At 57.0% G+C, this 26,407-nt stretch carries 11 protein-coding genes; 1 reads left to right on the forward strand and 10 read right to left on the reverse strand.

What is annotated here, in order from left to right:
- Window positions 1-239: 239 nt before the first annotated feature.
- From ACZ445_RS20955 to ACZ445_RS20965, 3 genes are all read right to left on the reverse strand, one after another.
- Window positions 240-470, reverse strand: coding sequence for a hypothetical protein (locus ACZ445_RS20955; RefSeq protein ID WP_464707515.1), 231 nt, complete (start codon window positions 468-470; stop codon window positions 240-242).
- Between the two features lie 1,101 nt (window positions 471-1,571).
- Entirely contained in the window at window positions 1,572-2,153 is a 582-nt protein-coding gene (locus ACZ445_RS20960) for a tetratricopeptide repeat protein (RefSeq protein ID WP_257102535.1), read from the reverse strand.
- Between the two features lie 121 nt (window positions 2,154-2,274).
- On the reverse strand, window positions 2,275-2,799 hold the full coding sequence (locus ACZ445_RS20965; protein ID WP_464707516.1) for a hypothetical protein: 525 nt from the start codon (window positions 2,797-2,799) through the stop codon (window positions 2,275-2,277).
- A gap of 1,106 nt (window positions 2,800-3,905) precedes the next feature.
- On the opposite strand from ACZ445_RS20965, the gene ACZ445_RS20970 reads away from it, so the two are divergent.
- Window positions 3,906-4,460, forward strand: a complete 555-nt coding sequence (locus ACZ445_RS20970) for an RNA 2'-phosphotransferase (RefSeq protein WP_464707517.1) — start codon at window positions 3,906-3,908, stop codon at window positions 4,458-4,460.
- Window positions 4,461-4,641: 181 nt separating this feature from the next.
- On the opposite strand, the gene ACZ445_RS20975 is transcribed toward ACZ445_RS20970, so the two are convergent.
- The 7 genes from ACZ445_RS20975 to ACZ445_RS21005 all read right to left on the reverse strand — a co-directional run bounded on the left by ACZ445_RS20975 (window position 4,642) and on the right by ACZ445_RS21005 (window position 26,178).
- Complete coding sequence (locus tag ACZ445_RS20975; protein WP_464707518.1) at window positions 4,642-5,046, reverse strand: hypothetical protein; 405 nt, start codon at window positions 5,044-5,046, stop codon at window positions 4,642-4,644.
- Window positions 5,043-19,799, reverse strand: a complete 14,757-nt coding sequence (locus tag ACZ445_RS20980; RefSeq protein ID WP_464707519.1) for a two-partner secretion domain-containing protein — start codon at window positions 19,797-19,799, stop codon at window positions 5,043-5,045. The genes ACZ445_RS20975 and ACZ445_RS20980 overlap by 4 nt, the downstream gene beginning before the upstream one ends.
- Before the next feature lie 33 nt (window positions 19,800-19,832).
- Window positions 19,833-21,554, reverse strand: coding sequence for a ShlB/FhaC/HecB family hemolysin secretion/activation protein (locus tag ACZ445_RS20985; protein ID WP_464707520.1), 1,722 nt, complete (start codon window positions 21,552-21,554; stop codon window positions 19,833-19,835).
- A 183-nt stretch (window positions 21,555-21,737) separates the two neighbouring features.
- Window positions 21,738-22,517, reverse strand: a complete 780-nt coding sequence (locus ACZ445_RS20990) for an IclR family transcriptional regulator (RefSeq protein ID WP_058424969.1) — start codon at window positions 22,515-22,517, stop codon at window positions 21,738-21,740.
- A 120-nt stretch (window positions 22,518-22,637) separates the two neighbouring features.
- Window positions 22,638-23,954 (reverse strand): MFS transporter, encoded by a 1,317-nt coding sequence (locus ACZ445_RS20995; protein WP_058424970.1) that lies wholly within the window; start codon window positions 23,952-23,954, stop codon window positions 22,638-22,640.
- An 86-nt stretch (window positions 23,955-24,040) separates the two neighbouring features.
- A complete protein-coding gene (locus tag ACZ445_RS21000) occupies window positions 24,041-25,240 on the reverse strand; it encodes a CaiB/BaiF CoA transferase family protein (protein WP_071490726.1) in 1,200 nt (399 codons plus the stop codon).
- A complete protein-coding gene (locus tag ACZ445_RS21005; protein ID WP_058424972.1) occupies window positions 25,237-26,178 on the reverse strand; it encodes a hydroxymethylglutaryl-CoA lyase in 942 nt (313 codons plus the stop codon). Before ACZ445_RS21005 ends, ACZ445_RS21000 begins: the two co-directional genes overlap by 4 nt.
- Window positions 26,179-26,407: the final 229 nt, after the last annotated feature.

Genomic DNA, 26,407 nt, shown 5'->3' on the forward strand with positions numbered 1-26,407 from the left:
CAGACGCAGAGCCTGGAATAAATTTGTGCGGATCCCTCAGGGTCTGCCCCCTATTTCCTCTCAACTTTCAGTGAAGACTGTCTTTCCTTCCTGTCCTGGTCCCATATGTCCCCCACTGCTTTGCTTATCACCGTACAGAGTATGTTGCATTGCTTGAGAAAAAAGAATGTCGACGCAACCCTTCCAAGTCCTGTTGCACCGCAGCAATCAAGGCTAACCTTTAAATTAAAGTCCCGCCCCTACTTAAAGCCAACGTATACAGCCTCTACCGTGGCTCGCCCCCCTAAATCATCCATATCAGGAGCATAAAACCTGACCGAGTTCTGGTTAACGTTTATGCCGGTTTTATCTTTCTCCACTTCAAAAGACACACCCTCAGCCACAAAAAAACTCTCAACTGCCTCAATAGACAGACCTAAAACCTGCTTGCCATCATAATAAAAACAAGCATTAGGAAAATAGACCTCCACCCCCCAACAACTCATTAGAGCAGTTGTACCAAACTTGCATGACAGCGTCACCAAAGGCGTCAATTGAATTTTCTGAAAATTCAGTTTTAGGAAAAACCTTATATGGCAAACCTATAACCTTCCTGACCTCCTCTCTGCCTTGCCCGCAAAAGAAATTTTCGACCCCCTTAGACTGACTGTAATTCAACCTCATGAAATCTACCTCGGTATAAAATCTTCAGGACTAAAACTTTTTTGAATACTTTAAAATTTGCCAGACAGAAAAATGCGACAGATTTATTTTCTATTCAGCCTAACAAATGAATAACAAATAAATCCGCCACTTTTTATCTTGAATAAACGTCCTAAACTAGACTGGAGACTTCTTTGAGTAGCGCTATTCTAATCTTTCAGCAGACCTTAGAACACTGCCCCTATCATCAGGAAAGAATACAGAGTAAACATCAGCTGCAACTTTCATCAGGGAAACGTAGTAAGGCACTGGGATACTTGAAGTTTGCACTTCATCCAAAAAGAAACTGACCTCATTGAAATCTTCTGGAACGTCCCAGTCCTGATCAAGAGAGTAAAAAATCCTTCACTCACAGAAAATCCAAATCCCCGCGAGGCATTATAGATAAGTACTGGAAAATTAATCCTCCCCCTCGCCATAGAAGCCTCTATCAATTCGTAAAGGTCTTCATAATCCAGACCCGTTGAAACAAACGACTCCTTGAGGCTCTCAAGCCAAGCCAAGTTAGACATCAGTTTGTCCTCGGGGGCATAGTGATAAAGGCATTTGTTATTTCTCCAGTCTTGCTATTACGTGTCACCTGGAAGTGATAGTACAAAAGGGGACAGATTTTTTCTATTTTTTCCCACATCTAACTTCGGACTACCACGGCCTCTATGTTCGATATCAACCCCTGCATTTTTTTCAACCTCATCAACAAAACGAACAGTGGATCCCTCAGGGTCAGACACAGTTTACCCCATCAGCCCGCCATTCAGCGCGAGGCGATTGTCGGCCCGATTAGATACAGCATCATCACTCAATTCGTTTCGTCACCCACCTCAAATTCAATAAATCCGCCCCTTAAGGATCCTCTTTATCAATTTTACTCACCACGCAGCTTGACGGTTCGAGGGTGTCGACTTTCCGGAATGCTTAATTTTTTCAATTTCCGCGTTGACCGCTAAATACTTATCAGCATATTTTTCCGGAGTACGCTTGTGAAGTTCCCCCAAAATCGACACCAGACTTTCATGAATGGCCAAGTCTGTAGGTTCTATTTCCATAGCATCCTCATAACACTGCAAGGCGCCTTCAAGATCTCCCACCTTAACCAACATCGCACCGAGTTCAAGATACGTATCGACAAATGAGGGTTCGGCTTCAATGGCGGCCTGATAATATTTGAATGCGTCGACAACATTTGACGCGCGCTCATTCGATACGCCTGCAAGGAAAAGATATCGAGCTATGACTTGATCTGGGGCCAACTGGGTAGCGACTTCATAATGCTTAATAGCCTGGGCAAAGTCACGCTGATAGAAACATATATCACCTAAACATTCAGCACATGCAGACTCAGACAGTGAATGCGAGCGGGTTTTGAAATATTCAATTGCATTTTCGACAAGCCCGGTTGAGAGGTACCTAATCAATTGTTTCTTAATATCATTAAAATCAGACTCGTTCACAGCTACTCTCCAACTACTCTAACGGGACTGCTCAGGGTCAGCCGCCATTTACTGCGCGCGGGCTGCCCCCCCTTTAAACTCTTTATTTTATCGCCCAGCATACTTGGTTCAAAACTTTCTTCTATTGAAACGACCAGTCATGCACCGATATAAATTCGATCTTCTGATTAGACTCATACTCCAATGGTGCTCTATAGTCGGTAATAAAGCTGATACCCTCTATATATTCACCATTTTCAATAATCAGAAACTCATCATCCACATCATTAAAATCCAACTCGTAAAAATCCTCAAGCAGCAGTAGGTCACTGCCAGGCACAACCACTTTAAACTTTCCTTGATAGCCTCTACCAACCACAATCCTATATAGCTTATTGCGCTCCCCGAAATCCAATGAAATCCAGTCATTCCGATAGCTGAAAGACTCCACGACTTTACCTACACCAATGGCGGAGCCCACCGGCGTTCGAACGCCAATCCAGCCTAAACTTTCGAGCAAAATTTTATTAAGAACGGAGTTTGAGTCGTACCACTCCACAGCGCCAATTTTTTCCTGAACACAGGAAAAGTCTTCGCCCAAATAAAAACCAGCCGCACTCAAGCCAAGACTCAACTCAGCCATAAGATCAGAAACTAATAAAGTCATTCACCATCACTCCCAGTTTTTCCATTCCCCAGCTTCATATTTTAACCGACTTCCCTGCTTATCATAATACTGCTGATAGCTGGTTATCGTTCCAGGCTTGAAACCTGTGAATAACAATCGACTCCTCTCTAGCTTTTAAAAGCGTTAGCACAACGCGCAACGCCCGCTCATCATTCGAGTCACCGAGAGACTCCGCGCACCGACCTCGCCAAGCCTAAGACTTCGCCAGCAGAGCAGATTCAAGATCGCTCTCCGGGGCTTAGGGTGAATGTGTGAGGATCCCTCAGAGTCCGTCTGCTTTTTTGATTTATTTACCATGCGGCGTGACGATTCAACGGTATAGACTTTCCGGAACGCCTCATCTTTCAACTGTCGCTTTGGACGCTGAGTACAATAGTCAACGGCCTTTTCGCCAAGCCCGCTTTACCCCATGCGTTGCTAACAGACATGCGACTCACTAATGCCTAAAGATGATTGATTTTGCGAAGTCTGCATACTTATAAAACCAACTTAACGCAAACAAAATCGAGAATGGCATTCCCAACCATACAAATACCACGTCAAATTCCACCTCAAACCCTGCAGAAATAAACAGGACTGGCAACAATGCCAGCAGGCATCCTATGGAAAGCATTACGACTAAAACACCCGCCGCCATTATTGCCGAGGACATCAACTTACTTACCGTCACCCTTAGCCTCCTCGTAAAAGCCGTAGCCCTTATAACCCACCCCGCCGACATACACACCTAGCGCCTTACCAAATGGGGTTTTCGTGCCTAACAACGTGACTCCCCAGGGTCAGACCCCATTAACCGGTTTATTTGAATTATTGAACCTAAAGACTCACTTTTAGAGCTACCCCGCGGGGGCAGTTTACGGGTAGAGCCCACACGCTATAAGTCTGCCGAGGCCTAACCATCCGTTCAGAAGCGCAATGATATCAAAATGGCTTTGAACGTCTTTAAGAGCTGCCGCTTGATAAAAACGAGCGCAAGCCTCAGGATGAGCTGATAACACCTTGGCGCCAAGCTTTTCCGATTTACTTAATATAATACCTTCATTTGGCCTAGCTAATTTACCTCATCCAACACAGAGTCGATGACCATGAACAGCAAACAGCTTAATAAGGGTAGTAAATTCCTCAGTTACGTATTGCGACACGAACCAAAATCCATCGGCATCAAGCTAGATACAGAAGGTTGGGCGAAAATTGCTTTACTAATTGAGGGGGCGGCTAAAGAGGGACAAGTTCTAGACTACGAATTGATCCAGGCAATTGTGAGCAGTAGCGACAAGAAGCGGTTTTCTATATCTAACGACGGACAATACATCCGCGCCGTACAGGGACACTCAACGGAGAGTGTAAACGTTAGTCATATTGAGGTACCCCCCCCCATTGTCTTGTATCACGGAACAGCAACTCGCTATCTAGATTCAATTCTAAGGCAGGGATTGATTGCAGGCTCTCGTCATCATGTACATCTATCGGAGGAGATAGCTACCGCCTTATCAGTCGGCCAACGACATGGGAAGCCGGTCATCCTAAAAATCAACGCTCTAGAAATGCACCAACAGGGTTTCAAATTCTTTCGGGCCGAAAACAACACTTGGTTAACCAATCACGTGCCGCGCAACTTTATTATCGAAGACAATAGATAGACAGATTTCCCCAACGACAAATTTTCCTCTCCCATACAACGGTACAAGACCCCAAAAACAAACAAGAAACAGCCCTTAACACTTACAAAATTTAACCACTAACACCAAGAAATCAAGCCTTTTATACATGCTTAAATCACGTGAACACACCCTAACCCCAACAACTTACCACCTTACAAACTCAAACCTCTACTGATTTTGCAACTACATATAACGCAACACCTACAGAATGCAGAAATAGCCTGTAATGCTTATCACCACTTGAAAGCTCTTTGCCCTGCTGCATGGCTATAATACCTGAATATCCATATTCAACAAGAGATCCAAGCATTGAAACATCACCATCATCCTTACAACTAAAAAAACTATAACCGGGAAATGGCTGCTTTAAAAAATATGAAACCTTTAAGAAACGAATGCTCTTTTTAATCTCTCCAGCACTTGAACTCTCATCATCATAATAAACATCCAGGTCAAGAGTTGTTCCCGAATAAAAAATCTCAAATCTATTTTCACCGCCACCAGGCAACAACTGATCGAGATCAAGCAGTTGCCTAGGATTTGACAATTTAATTTTTTCAATCATTTTCTAGCCTTATCTACAGAGCCGCCGTAGTTCTTATTAAGCTGTTGCCTTACCAAATCATCAAAGGTCAAGTTATCATATGCTGTTATTCCTGTTTTATTGGTTCCATACCATTGACTCTTAGGAACGCCTGCCTCTATCAAAGCAGTTGAACTCCTAGTGTTTGCGATAACTTTCTTCCCGTCAATCATTACGTAATCTAATGGAACTTGGCTTGGTCGGATTACCCCTTGCTTAAGAGCGTCAGCAAGATCACTCACCGTGCTTATAGTCCGCCCCCCTGCTGCTTGCGTATATATATCCTGCCCTACTGGACTAAATTCTTTAGTGATTTTAGCTGGAATCTGTGCAAAGACGCTATCCCCCAACGCTCCCCGAACTGGATATCTAGCACCGCTGAGCGCCGTGCCCCCGGGTAGAGACAATGCCAAAGCTAGCGCTGCATCCGCCCAATACTCAGGATCCGTTAACATGAACGTATAGCTTTCTAACGCCTTTTCTCGTTGACCACCGATCCCGTAAATTATCACCGATGAGCTATCGAGCGCCCACTGAGGAGACTTTATATAAACTGCTTGATCTTCCGCAGTCATTTGTAAATAAGTCTTATATTCTGCGGGTTCCATAATTACTGATGGTTTTCCAGTGACAGGATCCACCAATACGTAGCTGACTATCTCACCGCCATCATTTTGATTAATAATGATATTACCGAGATGCTGGGAGCGAGTACCAGCCATTCTCAATACCGTTGAACAGCCCGTTATCGAGGGATTGTCGACGCACGCGTTTAGTCGTTTATCGTAATTCTTTGAGTGCGCTTGATAGTTATACTGCGTAGCATTTTTAGCTACCCAACCACCCTTCTCGATCGACTTCGCATCAGCATCCTTCTGCGAAGCCGCTGCCAGCACTCCCACAATCTGTGAACTCATGGACAAAAGGGTCTTATCGCCTTTAACCAAAGAGTCCAGATGAACGACTAGAGCTTCGTTGATCCCGGCTGCCAAAGCCCCCGTTCTGAAGTCCCCGCCTGTGGCCTTAGAGAGCAAGCCACCCACCATTGCATGAACCACAATTTTAGGAGGGTAGCCTTCCGTCAGTACCCCATGGGTGTAGTCGCCAATGGCATTAAAACTTGCTGCAGCCAATGTATTGAACAATGCGCCTTTGAGTGCATCACCAAAGTCACCACCTTGTCCGAGCGCTTTGCTCAGCAAAGTCGACGTACCGTTCTGCAAGGCTTGGTTCGCCGCAAACTGGCCAACGCCGGCCCAGGTGTTGAGGGCTGGCGAAGTGATAACGGCCCCTGTGTTTGGATTGGTCTGCGTGCCTGTCCAACCATCGAAAAGCCCTTTCGTCAGGCCTGCCGTCACGCCCGATATCACGTAGCCCTTAATCGCATCCGATGAGGTGACGTCCTTGAACACTGCACCCAGATTGCCCCGATTATTGATAACGCTGACGGTTGCATTAGTCGCGGCACCTGAAGCAACAGCCCCCACCGCCGCCGCCGTGACACCACCACCACCCGCCGCAGTCGCAGCCATAGGCCCTATGACAGTAGCCATCACGATCGCGATAATGATCTGCGACGCAGGACCAAGTCCGGAGTTGCTGTATTTGAAACTCTCGTGAATTTCCTTAACTTGATGCCAATCTACATCGCCACGCCTTTCTGCATCCTTTATCCATGCCAATTGCGGGTCAGCTTTGACCATTGCATCAATGGACTGACTAACCGTTTGCTGATTGACCTGCGTTACATCAATTTTCAAACCATCCACCGCTTTGATCGCAATAGCGCCTGCGGCAGCCATTTGCGTTTGACGCACGGTTTCGTCGGTATTGCCTTTGCCTTTGGATGACACCCAAAAAGCATTGTTATTGGACTTCTCGTGGCTTTCCTGATGAAGGTCCTTAACACCTTCAAACGTCACACTACCGCCACTGGCAATGGTCAGATCATCGCCACTTTCCAACTTGGCCGCCTGGTACTTCTGGTCACCCTGGCTCTGAATCGTAAGGTCGCCACCGGTTTTTATTTCACTACCGATGTTGGTGACTTTAGTCACTTCGTCACGCTGGGTTTTCTTGGTGCCCCAACTCCCCTTCTTCTTCATGTCATACAGCGAATAATCACTGTCTTCCGCTGACAGCAGCGCCAGGTTACCGCCTGCAACCAGATATGCCTCGTCCCCAGCACTGATACGGCTGGCAATCATCGCCAGATCGTTACCCGCACCCAGCGATACATCGCCACCTGCACTCAACGTAGTAGAAACCTGACTGACATGATCCTCCTGGCGTTTCTCCTTTTTGCTTTTGCGCGAGGAATGTTCCTCATCTGCAGCCGAAGCCAGAATCAAATCACCGCCAGCACGCATGTTGATGTCGCGCTTGGCATCGATCTGACTGGCGATCGCTGCGATGTCTCGTCCTGCCTTGACATTCACATCGCGCCCGGCATCCACATCGGAGCCGTGTTGTGTGGCGCTGCTGGTTTGCAGGCGCTTGCCCATATCCATCGCATTGCGTTCTTCGGCGGCGACCAAGCTGGCATCGCGCCCAGCGACAATGGTCGTGTCGCGACCGCTTTGCAGAGCACCACCGACACTGGCAAAGTCTCGCCCGGCGCCGATGTCCAGATCATTCGCCGCCTCAACCCGCGCAGCGCTATCCACATAATCGCGATGCTGCGAATACCCCGCCCCTTTGTCATCCCAACCGGTCACGCTGCGCTCGTTGATCACATCGCCATTGATGGCGGTCAGCGTCACATCGCGCCCTTTGATGATGCCGCCGGCTTTGTTGACGATGTTGTTGCCCGCCAGCAGGTCCAGGCGGTTGCCTGCTTCGATCAGCCCGCTGTTGGTCACATCATTGGCGGCCTTGGCCGACAGGTTGTTGGTGGCGCGCAGGGTGCCGGCGTTGACCAGGTTTTCACCGGCAATCAGGTTCAGGTCGTTACCGGCGATCAAGGCGCCGGTGGGGGCAAGACGGTTATTGGCCTGGGCCAGGTACAGCACCGGCACCAGGACTTTTTCACCGTTCACTTCGTGCTCTTCCAGCCACACGATGTCATGCGTCAGGGCTGCGACCTGTTGTGAGGTGAGGCTGACGCCCATCGACAGGTTCAGCTGCTGCTTGCTGCTGATGGCGTTGTCCATCAAGTACTTGAACAGTTTTTCATCGGTGGTCTGGCCGTCGATAAAGCGTTGGCCGGTGCGCGCTTGCACGGCCTGCTGAACCAGACGCTGTTCGTACAGGCCATCGCCCAGGCGCTTCCAGCTTGTGTCTGGGTTGTAGCCCAGGCCTTGCAGCAGGTAGTCCGAGCTCATGAATTGCTTGAGGTCGGTGAGTACCGGGTTGGTTTCGATCAGGTATTTGTGCGGCTGCGAGACGGCACGGCTGTCCGGCAGGCCCTGGACGCGGCTGATGGTTTGGCCGGCCAATGCCGTGGGCTGGCTGACGACGGGTGGTTGTACCTGACCCGCAGGCAGTACGTCCTGGGCAGCCGAGGTAAGGCCCGGCAGTTGGGTATCCGGCGCAGCGATCGCCGCAACGTCGGTACTGCGCGTGATGGTCGACAAGCCCGGCACACTCAGATCAGGGAGAGCCCCGCCTGGCGACGTATGCACAACCCTATCGCCTGGCGTGACGGCAGGCAGGCCGATGCCCGGCCGCGAACCATCGACCGCAGGCTGGGAAACACCCGCGGGATTGCGCGCGTCAATGCCGTCAACGCGGGTGATGTCGGCACCGTTGGTGCGTCCCGGCAGCCGGATTTGCACATCGGCGCTGCCTACACCGCCGGTATCGATGGCGCTGGCGACCGCATTGAGCAAACCCGCTTCACGGGCAGCCACGGCGACCTGACGCGTGCTGGTGGCGACTTGCGCCGCTTCGCCGACTTGAATCACGCGGCCATGGGTGGATGGCAGCGCTTGCTGACGCTGGCTCGGATCGAGGCTGGCGCTGCCCAGCGTCCAATTCTGATTAACAGTGCCCGCCTGCCCCGTCGTGCCGCTTTGGCCACTTAAACGAAACAATCCGTTCTGCCCGCTGGGCAAACCGAAGCCCGGCAGGGTCAGGGGGTTGACCTGCTGTTGGGCAAGGTCGGGTGGCAACTGTGCATTGAGCACAACCACCTGGGTTTTATTGGCGCCTACGCCGGTGTCCAGCGAACGCCCACCCACCGCCTGCGCGGTCTTGATCACGTTGATGTTGTTGATGCTTTTACTGGCGGTGAGCGCAGCGTTGCCACCGGCCTGAATAATCGCCGGGGCCACCACTTGGGTGCCGCCTTGTACGGCGATGGGCTGGTTGATACCGGGAAACAGCGACGGACTGAACCGCGCCATCAAGTCCGCAAACGCCGCCTCATCCACTGGAGAACCCTGCGGGTGAGCGCGGTTATAGGCCTGCACCGCGGCGACCATCTGGTTGTACTGCCCCTTGGAGATTTTGGTAATACCGCCGTATTCCTGGCTCTGAGAACCGGAACCACCGGTAGCTGCCTGGTTGAGGATGTTTTCGCCAGTAATCGATAGGTCATTGGCGGCCGACACCACGCTGTAGCGGTTGGTGAAGTTCTGCCCGGTAACCACCATGTTGCGCCCGGCGCTGAGGGTGGCCGAAGGCGAGTCGATCTCAAGCACACTCGACACGGTACGGCTCAAGGTCACCGCAGGGCGTCGGTCACTCCAACCGCCGCTGCAATGCTGGGTGCACCGAATGCCCACGCCCACGGACGTCAACTGCTGGTTGAGCTTGAATTTCTCGCGCTCGTTGATCACGTCGTTGGCCGCGATTCGGAGGTCGCCCATGCTCTCGATGCTGGCGGAAACGTTACGCACGCTCTGCGCCTGGGTTCCACCGGCTACCCCCGCTACCGTGAGGTTGCCCAGGCTGTAGATGTCCGAATAGTTGTTGGTCAGGCTGCCCAGGTTGAAGGTCGAGTCCTGGCCGCTGAACAGGAATCCGCGTGCGCCGACACCGCTTGCAGCGTGATCGTTGAGCAGGCTTTGGGCCGTCAGCACCAGGTTTTGCGAAGCCCCCAACGTGCCGGTGTTCACAATGCTGCCAGCGTTGATGCGCAAGTCGCCGCTGGAGGTCAAACGCCCACGGTTGAGCAGTTGGCCCCCTGTGGTCAGTTGGGAAGTGCCACTGCCAGCCACGCTGGCGGTTTCATTCACGGTTATCTGCGCAGCGCTCAGGCCCAGGTTGCCCAGGCTGCTATAGCGCCCGTTACCGCCGTAGCTACCGGCCAGCGTCAGATTGGCCGTGCCGTCACTGGCGATCAGGCCGTCGTTGTTCCAGTTGCCGCCGTTGCCCGTCAGGCTGTCGGAGGCGAGTAACTGGCCGCTGGCGGTCTGGTTCAGGGTATTGACGTTGACCGTCAAGCGTCCGGCCTGGATCACGCTGCTGTTGGTCCAGCTGTCTGCGGCCAGGGTCAGGCCGCCACGGGTCACCAGGTTGCCGCCGGCATTGATCAGGTTGGCGGTGGCGATATCAAAAGTGCCGGTGCCGCCGTGCAACAGGCTCCCGCCCTGGTTCAGGAAGCCCCCGGCATTCAGGGTCAGGTCAGCGTTGGAGGTTTCCAGTCGACCATTACGGTTATCGAATGCACCGCCGAGCTGGAAGTTGGTTTTGCCGCTGCGGCCCAGCGCGCGCAGTTGCCCGCCTTGGTTGTCGACGCTACCGCCCGTCACGCTCAAGGTATTGTCGCTTTCAATCACACCGCTGCGGTTGATCAGCGCGCCACCGGCGTTCAGCTCAACCGCACGACCTGCAATCTGCCCGGCGCTGTTGTCCAGTTGCACACCACTGACTCGCATCAAGCCGGTGGCATACACCCCACCATTGGCATTGGCGAAGTAGTTGGCGTTGACCACTGCATCGCCGGTCTGCGCAGCGATGAAGCCGCTCTGGTTGTCGAGGCGGTTGGCATTCAGGTTCAGGCTATGGGCCTGGAGCGTGCCGCCTTGGTTATTGAGGTCGCCGCTGATGTTCAGGCCCAGGCCGGTTTGACCCTGCACCTTGCCTTTGGCGTTGTTCAATCCCACCGAGGTCAACTGCACATCGGCGTCCTGGCTGTAGATCAGACCGTCGCTGTTGTTCTGCACGATACCGCTGCTGGTGATCGCTACGCGGTCTTTACCAGCGAGGGTGCCGCTGCCGCTGTTGTTCAGGCCACCGCTGAACAACGTCAACAGACTTTGGCTGATGATTTTGCCCTTGGCGTCGTTGTTGACCTGCATCGCCCGTTGCAGCAACAAGGGGCCGGAACTGGCAATGCTGCCGCCGCTGTTGTTGAGGGTGCCGAGCAGGTTGAGGGTCAGGCGGCCGTTGGTGGCCAACGTGCCGCCGTTGTTGTTCAGGTCGGTGCCGACGACAGTCATCGCTTGTTGGGCGTTGATCGTGCCTTGGTTGATCAGCGTTGCCGCCTGCAGATCCAGCGTGGTGCCGCTTTCGATCAAACCGCCATCGACGTTGGTCAACGCACCGGCCACGGTGAGCGTTTGCCCGTCGCCACTGGACAGCACGCCTTTGCCACTGTTATCCAGGCTGGCGGCACTGACGCCCAAACGGCCTTGGCTAACCAGCGCGCCTTCGTTGTTGTTCTGCAGCGCGCCACTCAGGCGCACGTCAATTGCACCGCTGCGGCTGGAGAGCGTGCCGTTGTCACGGTTGTCGAGGTTGTCACCCCTGACGTTCAGACCTTGCCAGCCGGACAGCAGGCCTCTTGCGGTGTTGTTCATCGTGGACGCGTTGACAGTCAGCACTTGGCTGCTGATCAGCTTGCCGGCGCTGTTGTCCAGGCTGCGCGCCGTCAGAGCGAAGCTTTGCTGGCTGGAGATTTCGCCGCCTTGGTTATTCAGGTCACGCAGGTTTTTCAGGGTCAGCGGGCCGTTAGTCAGCAGCAGGCCGTTGCGGTTGTCCAAGTCGCTGTTGTTGAGGTCCAGGGTCATCCCCTGCTCGCCCACCACGCGGCCGCCCGCCAGTGCCAGAGCGTTGAGGTTCGCGGTCAACGCGCCTTTGGCCGAGACTTCACCGCCATTGCCCGTGTTGAGGCTGGCAGCGTTGAGGTTCAAGGATTGCTTGGCACTGATCAAGCCTTGGTCCTGGTTGCTCAACAAGCCATCGCTGGTCAGTTGCAAGTCGCTGCGGCTATTGAGCGTGCCGCCACGGTTGTCGACGGAACCTGCGTGAGCGTCGAGGCTGGCGGCGCCGATCAGGCCTTTCAGGTTAGCCAGGGTTTGATTGACGCGCAGGGTCAGGTCCTGGTTACTCAGCAGCTTGCCGTTGCTGTTATCCAGGCTTTGCGCGGCCAAGGTGAAGGCTTGGGCGCTGGAGATTTCACCGTTCTGATTATTGACGCTACTGAGGTGGTTGAGCGTCAGTGGGCCAATAGCGTTGATCAATCCGCCTTGGTTGTTCAGTTGAGCGTTGTTCAGGTCGAGACTCAAACCCGCGTTGCTGAACAGCTTGCCGCCCTGCTGATCCAAACCGGTGACGCTGGCGGTCAGCGCCTTGGCGCTGCCGATGCTGCCGCCGTTGTTCAACTGTGCGGTGGTCAGGGCCAGGGTATCGCCGCTGTTGAGGCGGCCGTTTTGGTTGTTCAGCTCTCCGGTGCTGACCGTGACCGGGCCTTTGCCGCTGATGATGCCTTGCTGGTTACCCAGATTGGCGCTTTGCAGGGTCAGGCCGCCGTCGGTAACCAGTTTGCCTTCGCTGTTGTTGAGGCTGTCGGTGACGGAGACGCTCAAGCCCTTGGCGCTGGACAGGCTGCCTTTGCTGTTGTTCAGGCTACGGGCCTTGACGGCCAACGCATCTTCACTGCTAAGCACACCTTGGCTGTTGTCGAAATCACCTGCGAGATCCAGCTTTAGCGATTCCTGGCTGAGCAGCTTGCCGCCGTTGTTATCCAGCGATGTGCCAGTCAGGATCAAGCGTTGGCCGTTGAGTTCACCGAGGGTGCGGTTGATGAGTTGATCAACGGCAAGGTTCAACGTACCGCCTGCGAACACCACGCCCTTGTCGCTGTTGTTGAGTTGTTGGCCGGTGACGCTGACGTCGCCATTGCCGGTCAATTCGCCGCTGCGGTTGTCGACAGTCGCCACGTCGAGTTTCAGCGCTTTTGTGGCGCCTACCAGACCGTTGCGGTTATCGAGATTTGCGCCGCGCAGGTTGAGGGCGTCGGTGCTGATCAGCTTGCCGTTCTGGTTGTCGAGTTTGCTGGCGTTGATCGTCGCAAGCGCCTTGCCTGCGATCTCGCCGTTGCGGTTGTCCAGCGTTGCGCTGGTCAGCAACAAGGCGCCGTCAGCGATCACGCTACCGCGTTGGTTATCGAACCATTCGCTGGCGCTGAGGGTGACATCGCCACGGCCACTGAGCAGGCCTTCGGTGTTGTCCAGGCGAGTGCTGCGGGCATCAAGGCTGGCGGCGTTGATATGGCCTTTGAGGTTGGCCAGCAGTTGCTCCACACGCAGGGTCAGTGCCTGGTTGCTGATCAGTTTGCCGTTGCTGTTATCGAGGTTTTTTGCGACCAGGGTGAAGGCGTTTTGGCTGGAGATTTCGCCGTGCTGGTTGTTGACAGTGGCGAGGTTGTCGAGTGTCAGCAGGGGTGCGTTGATCACCCCTGCGTTGACCAGTTCGCCATTGTGCAGGTCAAGGTTGAGTTGCGTAGAGCTGACCAGTTCGGCGCCGCCCCATTGCGTCAGACCGGTAAGGCTGGCATTCATGGCACCGACGCTGCCGATATGCCCGCTGTTGTTGAGCTGGGTGGCGCTGAGGTCGAGCTTGTCGGCGCTGATCACGCGGCCGTCGATGCCATTGGTGAACAGCCCGGTGTTGACCGTTGCCAGCCCCTGGCTTTTGAGCAGGCCGCTGGTGTTATCCAGGCTGGCACTGGTCAGTGTGAGGTCTTTGGCGCTTTCGACAGTGCCACCCTGGTTCATGAGCGCCGCTGCGCTGGTCAGGGTCAGAGGTCCTGCACTGGAAACCTTGCCGCGGGTGTTATCGACGCGCTGGCCTGCCAGCGCCATGGAGCCTTCACTGGTGAGCTTGCCGCCTGTGTTGTCCAGGCCTGCCTTCAGTTGAAGAGCCAAAGCACGCTGAGCGCCAACAGTGCCATCGGTGTTATCGACAGCAGTGCCGGTAAGCCGAGCGTCCTGGGCAAAGATCAAACCTTTGGCCTGATTGATCACTTCGGCCATTACCAATTCCAGAGCAGTACCGGCCAACAGTTTGCCGGCACTGTTATCCAGGCGCTGGCCGTTGAAGTCGATGTTCTGCTGACTGGAGATTTCCCCGGTACGGTTGTCGGTATTGCTGACCTTGAGTTTCAGCACTTTTGTCGCGGCGAGCAGACCGCCGCTTTGGTTATCCAGGGTGTCAGCATTGAGGCTGAGATTGCCCTGGGCGACCAACTGACCGCCCTGCTGATTCAGCACGCCAACCGTGGCGTCCAGATCATCCTGGCTGGCAATGCGCCCCTTGGCGTTTTCAACGGTATCGAGGGTCAGACGTACCGGCCCCATGGCGCTGGTCAGGCCGTTCTGGTTGTTCAAGGACTGGCCGACAAGTGCCAGTGCCTGCTTGCTGTTAAGCACACCTTCGCGGTTGTCGAGTTGGCCGACATGCAGGTCCAGGCCCTGATTGGCGCGCACCGCGCCGCCACGGTTGTCCAAGCTATTGCTGCGCAGGGTCAGCAGGTTCTGTCCGGACAGGCGACCGGTGCGGTTGTCCACACTCCCCGCCTGGATGTCCATCACGCCTTTGGCGAGCACAGCACCTTTGGCTTGGTTATCAAGCAGGCCATCGACCTTCAGCGTCAGGCTGCCATCGGTCGCCAGGCTGCCGGACTGGCTGTTATCCAGGCTGGCCGCGGTCACGTTCAAACGCTGGCCGGCACCCAAGGTGCCGCCTTGGTTGGACAGCGCGCCGGTGGTTGTCAGGTCGAGGCTGATGTCGCCCATCACATGACCGTCGTTGCGGTTGTTCAGGGTCATCGCGTTGACCACTGTGGCGCCGCTGCTGGAGACTTCGCCGTCATCGTTAAGCAGGTCGGCCCCCAACGTTAACGCCAGGTCTTTGGAACTGCTGAATACGCCGCTGGTGTTATCCAGTCGCTCTGCTTGCACAGTCAGGCCTGCGGCAGCAATGACGCCCTTGAGGTTGATCAGCGCTTGGTCGACTTTGAGGGTCAGCGCCTGGTCACTGAGCACATGGCCGTCGCTGTTATCCAGACTTTTCGCAGCCAGGACAAAGCTACGCTCGCTGGAAATTTCGCCGTGCTGGTTGGCGACGGAGGCGAGGTTTTTCAACAGCAATTGCCCTGGCGCGTGGATCAGGCCACCGGCGTTGTTGAGAACGCCGAGGTTCATGTCCAGGCTTAAATCGCGGGTGCTGTAGAGCTGGCCACCGTTGCGCTGATCCAGGCCGGTGAGGCTGGCGGTCAGTGCCTTGTTACTGGCGATATGGCCGTCAAAACGGTTATCCACCTGCCCTGCCGTCAGGTCCAGGAGATCGGCACTGGTCAGGCGCCCGCCGCTCTGGTTATTCAACGCGCCGGTCGTGATGCGCACCGCGCCGTCACCGATCATTTTGCCGCCGCTGTTGTCGATGCTGGCGCTGCTCACGGTCAACGCCATTGCGCTAAGCAGCTCGCCGCTGCGGTTGCTCAGAACGCCGTTGGCGGTCAGGTTCAACGCCGCGCCGCTGCTGAGGCGGCCGCTGTCGTTGTTCAATGTGGTGGTTTGCAGGGTTAGGCGCTTGTCACTGCGCACGGTGCCTTGCTGGTTGTTCAGTTGGTCGAGTTCCAGACTCAGTGCGCCGTTCGCCAGAAGGCGACCTTTGTGGCTGTTGTCGAACTGCCTGCCGTTAAATGACAGGTCGGAGAGGCTGGAAACTTCGCCGCCTTGGTTGTTCAGGTTATCAACCTTCATCACCAGCGACTGGCGTGCATTGAGCAAGCCACCCTCGCGGTTATCCAGCTGCGTGCCGCTTACCTGCATCGACCCGGCTGCCGTTACGCTGCCGCCACGGTTATCAAACTGGCCAATCGCAAGGTCCGCCTGCTCACCGCTGACAAAACGGCCGCCACGGTTGATCGCGATACCACGGCTGGTGACGTCAAGTAACCGATCCCCTTGCAACAGCCCCTGGCTGTTATCCAGGCTCATACTGCTCAAGGTGGTGGTAGCACCGACGATTTCACCATGGCGATTGTCCAGGGCCGTGTCGACGGACAGCGTCAGATCATCGCGGACTTTGAGCTGGCCTTCGGCGTTAACCAGGCTGTTTGCGTGCAGGTCCAACCCCGTGGCGGCGACCAAGCCTTTGGTGTTGTCCAGCGCGTTGGCAACGCGCACCACAAGCCCTTGCTCGCTGAGCAACTTGCCGCCCCGGTTGTCGAGGCTGCCTGCGGTAAACACCAGGGCCTGGGCACTGGAAATTTCCCCGCCCTGGTTATCAACACTGCTTAAGTTGCTCAGTAGCAGCGCACCCGGCGCATGAATCAAACCGCCTTGGTTGTTCAGATGGCCGTGGTTCAGGTCCAGGGCTACACCCGCCTGGCTGTGGATATTGCCTTTGGCGCTATTGTCCAGGCTTGCCGTGCTCACCCGTAATGGGCCGGTTGCGCTGAACAGACCGGCCTGGTTCAGCAGATACGCGCTGAGCAACGCGGTAAGGCGACCGTCGCTGGTCAGCTTCCCGCCGCTGTTGTCCAAGCGCGTCGCGGTGATGTCCATCGCCTGCCCGGCGAACAGCGTGCCCTGGCGATTGTCGATCAGGCCCACGCTGTTGAGCGAGAGCATCGCGTCGCCTTGCAGCAGACCCTCGCGGTTATCCAGCGACGTACTGTTGACCGATGCCGTGCGCGCCAACAGCTTGCCACTGCGGTTATCCAGTGCGCCGTCGATCTGCGCGATCAAGCCATCGCCGGCGCTGAGCGTGCCACCTTGGTTAGCCAGGCTGGCGGCGCGCACGTCCAGGGTTTTAGCCGAGATCAAGCCTTGCGTGTTATCGAGTGCGTGGGCGATGCGCACGGTCAAACCCTGCTCGCTGAGGAGCTTGGCGTGGTGGTTATTCAGGGTGTCCGCGGCCAGGGTGAACGCCTGGGTGCTGGAAATTTCGCCGCCCTGGTTATCGACGCTGGCGAGGTTGCTCAGCAGTAACTGGCCTGGGGCGTTGATCGTGCCACCCTGGTTATTCAAATGACCGTTATTGAGATCGAGGCGCACATCCCCCTGGCCGAAGAATCGGCCATCATTGTGCTGATCCAGACCACCGACGCCAGCATTCAGCATTTGGCCCGCACTGATGCGGCCGCCCTCGCTGTTATCCACCTGGCCAGCGCTCAAGTTGAACGCGACATCACCGCGCAAGGTGCCACGCTGGTTATTCAGCGGGCCGCTCGATTGCACAGTGAGGTTATGGGCGACAAGCGTGCCTTGTTGGTTATCAAGGCGACCCAGGTTGAGGCGTGCATCACCTTTGGCGGCAAACAGACCGGTCTGGTTGAGCAATTGCCCGGTGATCGCCGCGACCAACGCGCCGTCGCTGGTGAACGTGCCTGCGCTGTTGTCCAGGCGGGATGCATTGAGGGTAGCGGTTGCACCTGCCGCCAATGTCCCGCGCTGGTTGGACACCACGCCGCTGTTGAGCACCAGGGAGCGATCGCCTTGCAGGCGGCCGCGGTCGTTGTTCAGTTCACCCGTGGTGGACGCAAGGTCGGTTGCCAGAAGCTCGCCGGTGCGGTTATCCAGCAGACCTGTGGTGTTCGTCGTCAGATGATTACGTGCGCCGAGCTTGCCGCCCTGGTTGTTCAGGCTCGCGGCGTGGATGTCGAGGTTCGACGCCGAAACCAGGCCCAAAGCATTGTTCATCGCGCCGGCGATACGCAGGGTCAGGTCCTGGTCGCTGAGCACTTTACCCGCGTCGTTGTCGAGGCGGTTGGCGGCCAAGAGGAATGACCGCGTGCTGGAAATTTCCCCTTGGCGGTTATCGACCGTATTGAGGTTATCAAGGGTCAATTGACCGCTGGCGTTGATCAGGCCGTTGCGGTTATCCCAGTGCCCCTGGTTAAGGTTCAACGTCAAAGAGTCTTGGCTGTTGAGCGTGCCCTTTTGGCTGTTGTCTAGCGCGCCGGCATTGACCCGTACTGTCTGACGCGCTGCAATTCGACCGCCCTGGTTATTGACCAGACCTGATGCGTTGAGGCTCAACGATTGACCTGCCGACACCAGGCCCGCCACATTGTCCAGCGCTGCCAATTGCAGCACGACTTGAGCCTGGCTCGACAGCTCGCCACTGCGGTTGATCAGTTGCCCGATGCCCGCCGTCAAGTTGCCCGTGCTGGTGACCAATCCGCCTTGGCTGTTAAGCAGTTGATTGGCGTCGATTCCCAGGTTGCCCGCGCTGAGGATGCGGCCCTGGTTCTGGTTGTCCAGAGTCGACGCGTTCAGTTGCGCATCGCGTTGAGCGCTCAAGGTGCCACCCTGGTTGGCCAGGTTGCCCGTGTTGATGGTCAAGTCACGGCTGGCGATCACCGTCTTGCCGCTGTTGTCGATGCTATTTGCTTTTAAGCGCACATCGCCTTGGGCATTGCGGCTGTTATCCGCATTGACGCCCGCTTCGATGATCCCGTTGTTGGTCAACCGCCCAGCAGCGTCCAGTGTGATGCTGTCCCTGGCCGCCAGCGTTTGCTGATTGGTCAGTGCGCCTTGGGTGGTCACCGACAAGTCAGTACCGGCATACACGTCGCCCTTGGCCTCTACGCTGGCTGCTTTGACCGCCACTGCCGTACCGGCCGAGGTCTGGCCCATGACCACATTGCCCGCTGCATCAATCTGGATATCACCACCGGCGACCATGTCCCCGGACAGTTTCACCCCTACGCCGGCCTCGGTCCCCACCAACCTGACCGCACCCACATACATGCCGCCCAGCGCCGACGAGTCAATCGCCAGGTCCGGTACCTTGCTGCCGTCCGCCGCACGCGCCGTGGCGTTCAGCGTGCGCGCATCCACATCATTGCGACCCGCCACGATGGTGAGCTTTTTCGCCTGGAGCTGCGCGTTGAGGGTGGTGGCGCGGGTGATGATTTCGAACTGATCGACGTTGCTGGCGTTCAGGCCGGTGCCTTCGATGGCGACGTTGCCCTGATCCACTTGGTAGCGGCTGATCTGGCCGTTTTCGATGACCGCCTTGCCCGTGGTGAGGGTGGCTTGAGGGGTGTTGATAAAGCCGCAACCGTTGCAACTGATGCCATACGGGTTGGCGACAATCACATGGGCCGACTGCCCCGCCACTTCGGTGTAGCCACGCAATTGGCTGGGGCTGCCGCCATTCACCTCGTTGAGGATGACGCTGGCGGCGCTGCCATTGAAGTTTGGGTTACCCACGATGATGCCACCCAATTGGGTGGATTGGGTCCGGCTGGTCGCGTTATTGAGAATGACCCCGTTGGCGCCGACGTTGTAGTCGTGGAATTGGTTGTGCGATAGCCCGTTAGCGTTGGGCGCAGCGATGTTGACGATCGGAACGCCGTTACCCGCCTGCCCAAGGCTCGTACCCGGTCCGCTCACGGCAATGCCGTCCGCCTGAGCCAGCAGGGGCTGCCAGAACATGGCGTTCGCCAGCACCAACGCCAACCCGCGCTTGGGCAAGCCCAGGAAGGTAGAACGGCTTTTCAAGGCAGCAGAAGGTTGGCGCGCAAGAAAGGCGAACTGGCAAACGTCCATGTCATGTCCCGATGCCCAAAGGGCGGTAAAAAATTAAAGGAAGAAATCCATACGGAAGTAGATCGGCGCTTCACGTTCAGTGATCGGCCCCGGTCGTTCCAAAGAGTGTGCAAAGGTCACCGTGGCCGCGACGTTCTTGCCGCGTGCAAACAGTTCCAGGGAATTGCTGGTCATGCGCCCATGCTGTTCGGCGTTGTAGCGACCGTGGCGGATCACGCCTTGGTCGTAGCCGAGGCTGGTGCCGTATTCGTTGAACGCCGGCTGCAGCCACGCCCAGGTCACCGGGCGGCTCCAGCGCAGGTCGTTGCGCCAGTAGCCGCCGCTGTCGCCGGCCAGGCTTTGGTCCTTGTAGCCACGAATCGAGGACTGCCCGCCGAGGCTCATGCGTTGCGGGCTGAACAGCACGTCTTCGCTGCGCTGGCCGGTCATCAAACTGCTGAAGCTGAACGACTCGCCCCACAACTTGAACGGGTACAGGTAGCTCACTGTCGCGGTGTATTTGCGGTAGCGCGCATCCGCCTGGCCGGGTCGTGGGTTGTGGTTGGCCTGGGCGTCGAAAGCGCCAATGCCGTCCTGCATGCCCAGGTCGATGTTGAGGAATGAACCGCCGATGCGCCGGCCGTGGTTGATGCCAAACTGGGCTTCGCTGAGGCGGTTGCTGCTCAGGGCGAGCTTGCTGTCTTCGATGAAGTTGTTGGTGCGCAGGTAGGCCACGCCGGTGCTCAAAGAAGTCTTGCTCAGGGCGTCGCGGTGGACGACTCGCTCCAAGCGCAACAGGTGGCTCTGGCTGTCGCCGGACTGCTTGAAGTTGAAGCCGCTGGCCTGGGCCAGGGAGCGGTATTCAGTCTCGCTGTAACTGTAATTGAGGTTCCACCAGCCAAACGGCAGGTTGTAGTTGAGCATCGAGTTGCGCGAGGTCTTCTGGTGGTCGCTGACTGCATCGTGGCCGCCGCGCAGGGACAGTTGGTCAGCCAGACCGAGAGGGTTATCCCAATCCAGGCTGGCGCCCCACTGCTGCTCGCCAGTGGCGCGCTGGCCGCCGTTGTGACGCGACAGGCCGACGCGCCAGGGTTTCTGCGGGGTATTTTTGACCAGCACTTCGCTGCCGCCTACTTCTTTGCCGGGAGCCAACTCCATCTGGGCCTGGTTCGAGGGCAGACGATTCAGTTGATCCACCATCTGCTCGATTTCACGCAGGTTGAGCAATTCACCCTTTTGGCCTGGAAAACTCATCGCGAGTTGCCGGTCGGTGATGCCGCTGCCCTGCTCGCCCTTCAATCCTTCGAGCCTACCTTCGACTACCTGGATCTTGAGCACGCCGCTGGAGAGGTCTTGTTGCGGCAGGTAGGCACGGCTGGTGACCAGTCCTTTGGCCAGGTAGTGGTCGGTGATGACCTTGAGCACCTCATTGAGTTGCGGTACGCCCAAGCATTGCCCGATGTAGGGCTGGATCAGCGCGTTGCGTTCGCGTTCAGACAGCGCGTCGGCACCGGTGAGTTCGATGGCCTTGATGGCGAAGCAGCGGGTGTCAGCAGGCGCCGTCGGTTTGGCAGGAGCGACGGCTTTGCCGGGCAGGTCCTTGAGTTCGTCGAGGCGGCGTTGTTGCTCTTGAAGCAGACGATCCTGGCGATCACGGATCAGATCAGTGACGCCCGGGGTGCTCTGCGGGGTCGCGCCTTGAGCCGTCCCGGCGAAGCCCAGGCAAAAACAAGCGGACAGCAGGCCGAGCCTGGTCCGGCGTACCAAACGCCACATTTCTAGATCCCTCTACATGGCGTAGTGCCATCAATGAGCGGCGATCTTAAGATGGCGATATAGTGGCGTCAATTAAATGTACAACTTTGTACCACTACCGACTCCAAGAGAATGGGTATTGCCGGCCTTGGGTGGGCCGACTGCTGCCTCTCACAACATCGGCCCTAAGCGGTCGCTCGCCGGTTAACGACGGACCATCGATTCGCCCAGACGTGTCAGAGCTGCACGTAGCTCTCGGTCATTACCTCCGAGCGCATTGCTGGCGATGGCTGCGTTTCTCAACAGGATCGACGCCGCATGTTCGATGTGTTCCTTGAGCAGACGGTCGGACGGACCGGACAAGGTCAGCGCCCCTTTCAACTCATGGCCCATGGCAAACACCGGCACTGATACGGCGGTAGTTTCCGGGTCCCGCTCGCCGAAGGAACAGGCCCAGAAGCGTTCGCGGACCTCGGTCAATGCAGGCTCCGCATCGCGGGAAAAGGCCCGAAGGATCTTGCCTGACGCTCCGGCCTGCAACGGAAAGCGCGCGCCTTCCAGCACCGAAACCCGCACCGCACGCTTGGGCTCGACCCGAAACAACACGACGCGGCTGCCGTTTTCCAGCACGTAGAACGAAGAGGTTTCACCGCTTTCCTCAGTGATCGACTCCAGCAAGGGGTGAATCACGTCACGCAGTCGGAACGAGCTCTGGTACAGCTGCGACAAACGCAGAGGCTCAGGGCCGACCGAGTAACGACCATCGGTGAGGCGACGGACGAACCCGGCTTTTTCCAGCGAGGCGATCAGGCGCAGGATGGTGCTTTTGTACAACCCCGTCCGCCGCGCGATTTCGGCCAGGGCCAGACAGTCCTGCTCGATGCTGAAGGCCGACAAAATGGCAAATGCGCGGTCGACGGCAGCCACGCCGCCTTCGGCATTGGCGGCCTGGTCGGAAAGGTTTTTTTCAGATTCGGTAGTCATAGACACTCATTGTCGATTCGTCGCTCGCAGGCGGCGGATGATTCGCAAACCACCCCGCCAACCCGCAAGACAATATCAGAGCCGCCCGATCCCTTCTGAAAAAAGTGCAGCCGCTGCTCACTACTCGCGCAGGAAGAAGCGAAGCGAGACGACCATTGCTGCGGCAACGAACATGATGCAGCCCATGACCATAAGACCTGCGGTGAACGACCCGGTGTAGTCCTTCAAAAAGCCCATCAGGTAAGGCCCGACGAACCCGCCAAACGCGCCAATGGAATTGATCAGTGCGATTCCACCCGCTGCGGCTTGCCCGCGCAGGAACTTGCCCGGCAAAGTGTAGAAAATCGTCTTGCCGGCGATCGTGCCGATCAGCGCTAAAGTAATCCCTGCCAGTGCCGGAACCAGCGCGTCCATTCGCAGCGCCAGGATTAACGCAAAGCCTGCCAGCAGCATGGCCACGGTCAGGTTGAAAATGCCTTTGCCGGTACGGTCCACATGTTTGGCCCAGATCAGTAGCGCTACAGTGGCAAAGAAGTACGGAATGGCCGCAACCCAGCCGATCATGCTGACTTCGACACCATGGGCCTTGAGCATCTGCGGCAACCAGATACCGATGCCGTAGGAGCCCAGGGTGAAGCTGAAGGTGATCGAGCTGAGAATCCACACGCGTGGGTCTTTGAGTGCGGCCTTGAAGCCATGGCTGTGCTGACCTTTGCTCTGCTCTTCGGCGAGCATGCCGGTCAGCACATGGCGTTCTTCGGCGGTCAGCCATTTGGCCTCGGCCGGGTGGTTGGTCAGCACCTTCAAGGTAATCAGACCGAGGATGCACGCTGGCACCCCTTCGATGAGAAACATCCATTGCCAACCCGCAAGCCCGAGCAAACCGTGCATCTGCAACAGCCAGATCGACAGCGGCCCGCCCACCAGAAACGAGATCGGCGTGGCCACGGTAAACCAGGCCAACACCCGCGTGCGGTATTGCGCGGGGAACCACAGGGTAAGGAAGAAAATCACGCCGGGAAAGAAGCCGGCTTCAGCGATGCCGAGGATCAAGCGCACAATATAAAAGCTGTACGGCCCGACGATCATCGCGGTGGCAGCAGCGGCCAGGCCCCAAGTGATCATGATCCGCGCCATCCACAGGCGGGCGCCGAATCGGTACATCGCCAGATTGCTCGGCACTTCGCACAGGCAGTAGCCGAAGAACATGATGCCCGCGCCAAGACCGAACTGCGTGGCGGTCAGGCCCAACTGCTCGGTCATCTGCAACGCGGCGTAGCCGACGCTGGTGCGGTCCAGGTAATTGAAGAAATACGCCAGCGCGAGCAAGGGGATCAAGCGCCAGGCGGCCTTGTGCAGGACGCGGGTCTGCTCGGCATCCAGGGAGCGCACGCTGCTGATATCGCTGCTGTGCGGGGGTGTCGTGACGATGGCCATGACGGGTTTCCTCAGCATTTATTTTTATAAGGCTGACGGCGGGAATATCCGTCAGCTACAGGAATCAGGAATCCCTTCCAGCGGTATCAGCGAACGATGCCACGCCCGCGCAACGCTTCGATGTCACCCGACGCGTAGCCCATTTCTTCGAGCAGCTCGGCAGAGTGACTGCCCATTTGCGGCACATTGAGGCGGGTATTGAAGCGACGACCATTCATCTCGAACGGCAGCATTGGCACCTTGACCGCGTCGCCATTCTCCAGCGTCAGATGGGCCAGCCCACCCGACTCGTTCAGGTGCCGGTCCTCGAACAGGTCCTGCGGCCGCTGGATCGGCGAAAACGGCAGGCCCGTCTGCTCGCACAGGTCCATGACCTCCTGCTTGCTCATTTGCGCCAGACGCTCGCGGACCTGCGGCAGAATCCTCGCCCGGGCCTGCACGCGCTGGGTGTTTTTCGCCAGTCCAGGGTCGCGCCCCAGCTCTGTAAAGCCAAAACCCTGGCAGAAATTGACCCACTGGCTGTCGCTCACCACGCCCATGAACACCTGCTCATCGCCCAGGGTATTGAACACGTCGTAGATCGCCCAGGCTGACAAACGACTGGGCATCGGCGCGGCAGGCTTGCCAGTGGTTGCCATCTGCATCATGTGTTGCCCCACCAGAAACGCTGAGTTCTCGAACAGCCCGGTCTGCACGAACTGCCCTTCCCCGGTGTTTTTGCGTTGCCACAGCGCCGCCAGAATCGAGATGGCGCTGAACATACCGCCCATTACGTCATTGACCGAGGCACCGGCGCGTAGCGGGCGGCCTTCGGGACCCGTCATGTAGGCCAGGCCCGTCATCATCTGCACCACCTCGTCCAGCGCAGTGCGATGTTCATACGGCCCCGGCAGAAAGCCTTTCATCGAGCTGTAGATGATGTCCGGCTTGATCGCCTTGACCTGCTCGTAGCCCAGGCCGAGCTTGTCCATGGCGCCGGGACGAAAGTTCTCGGTGACCACATCGGCGCTTTCGATCAGCTTGCGCACCGCGGCCATGCCTTCCTCGGTCTTGATGTCGACCGCGAAGCTTTTCTTGTTGCGGTTGTAGGTCATCCAGTAGCCAGCGCCGGAGCCGGTCAGGCGACGCGTGTTGTCACCCTCGGGCGTCGGCTCGACCTTGATCACTTCAGCGCCGAGGTCAGCCAGCACCAGCCCACAGGTCGGGCCCATGACCATGTGCACGAACTCGACCACGCGCACGCCTGCCAGCGGCAGCGCCTGAAGGTTCCGATTGAGCAGGCTCATCGCGCACCTCCGGCGTAATGGAAATTCTTGCCGACGCCTGCGTCAGGGATGAAGCCATACAGCGGCTCTCCTGGCAGGCCCTGTTTCAGCCAGGCGCGAGCGGCCACCAGCTTGTCGATGTCCACGCCGGTGCGCAGGCCCATGGACTCGAGCAGGTAGACCAGATCCTCGGTCACGATATTGCCCGACGCCCCCGGCGCATACGGGCAACCGCCGATACCGCCCTGAGAGGCATCGATGGTGGTGACGCCAACGTCCAGCGCCGCGACCACATTGGCCAGGCCCTGCCCACGGGTATTGTGAAAATGCGCGCTGCCGGCCTTGCTGCCGATCTCGTTGCGCAGACGGGTGAACACGCGACGCACCTGCGCCGGATTGGCGTACCCCACAGTGTCGGCGAGCCCGACTTCATCGACGCCCAGCTCGACCATCGTAAGGGCCATGCGCAGCACATCGTCCTCGGGCACCTCGCCCTGAATCGTGCAACCGAACACCGTCGACAGCCCGGCCTCGACCTCGACGTGCGGGAAGCGCTCGTTGCGCAGGGCCATCACCTTGCGCACTTCGTCGTAGACCTGTTGATGGGTCTTGCGGATGTTGGCCAGTGAATGGGGCTCGCTGACGGAAATGGGCAGGGTGATCTTTTGTACGCCCGCGTTGAACGCTGCCTCGGCGCCCTTGAGGTTCGGCACCAGCGCGGTAACGAACACGTCCGAACGCTGACGCATGTGCGCCACCAACTCGGCGGCATCGGCCATTTGCGGCAGCAGTCTGGGGGACACGAACGAGCCGACCTCGATCTCCTTCAAGCCCGCGTCGGCCAGGGCCGTCAGCCATTGAAGCTTGAGCGCAGTGGGCATGGTCGCGCTAATGCTTTGCAGGCCATCACGGGGGCCGACCTCGCTGATCAGAATGTCCAGGTTGTTATTAGAGTTCATCGCCGGGTCTCCGGGGGGGGGAATGCAATAGTTCTATCTGACAGAACACTGTTCTGAAATAATCATGAGCCGACAAAATCCCACTGTCAACGCCTCTCATTCCAAGCGATGCGCCAGGGCGCTCCCGAGAGCGTTGGGAGTGCCTGGTGATGAATGGCGAAATGAAAAACAGACAATCCCGGTGGGTTGACAGCTGAAAAAATAAAGTCGAACCTTGTTCTATCTGCAA

This window comes from Pseudomonas allii (assembly GCF_055380095.1).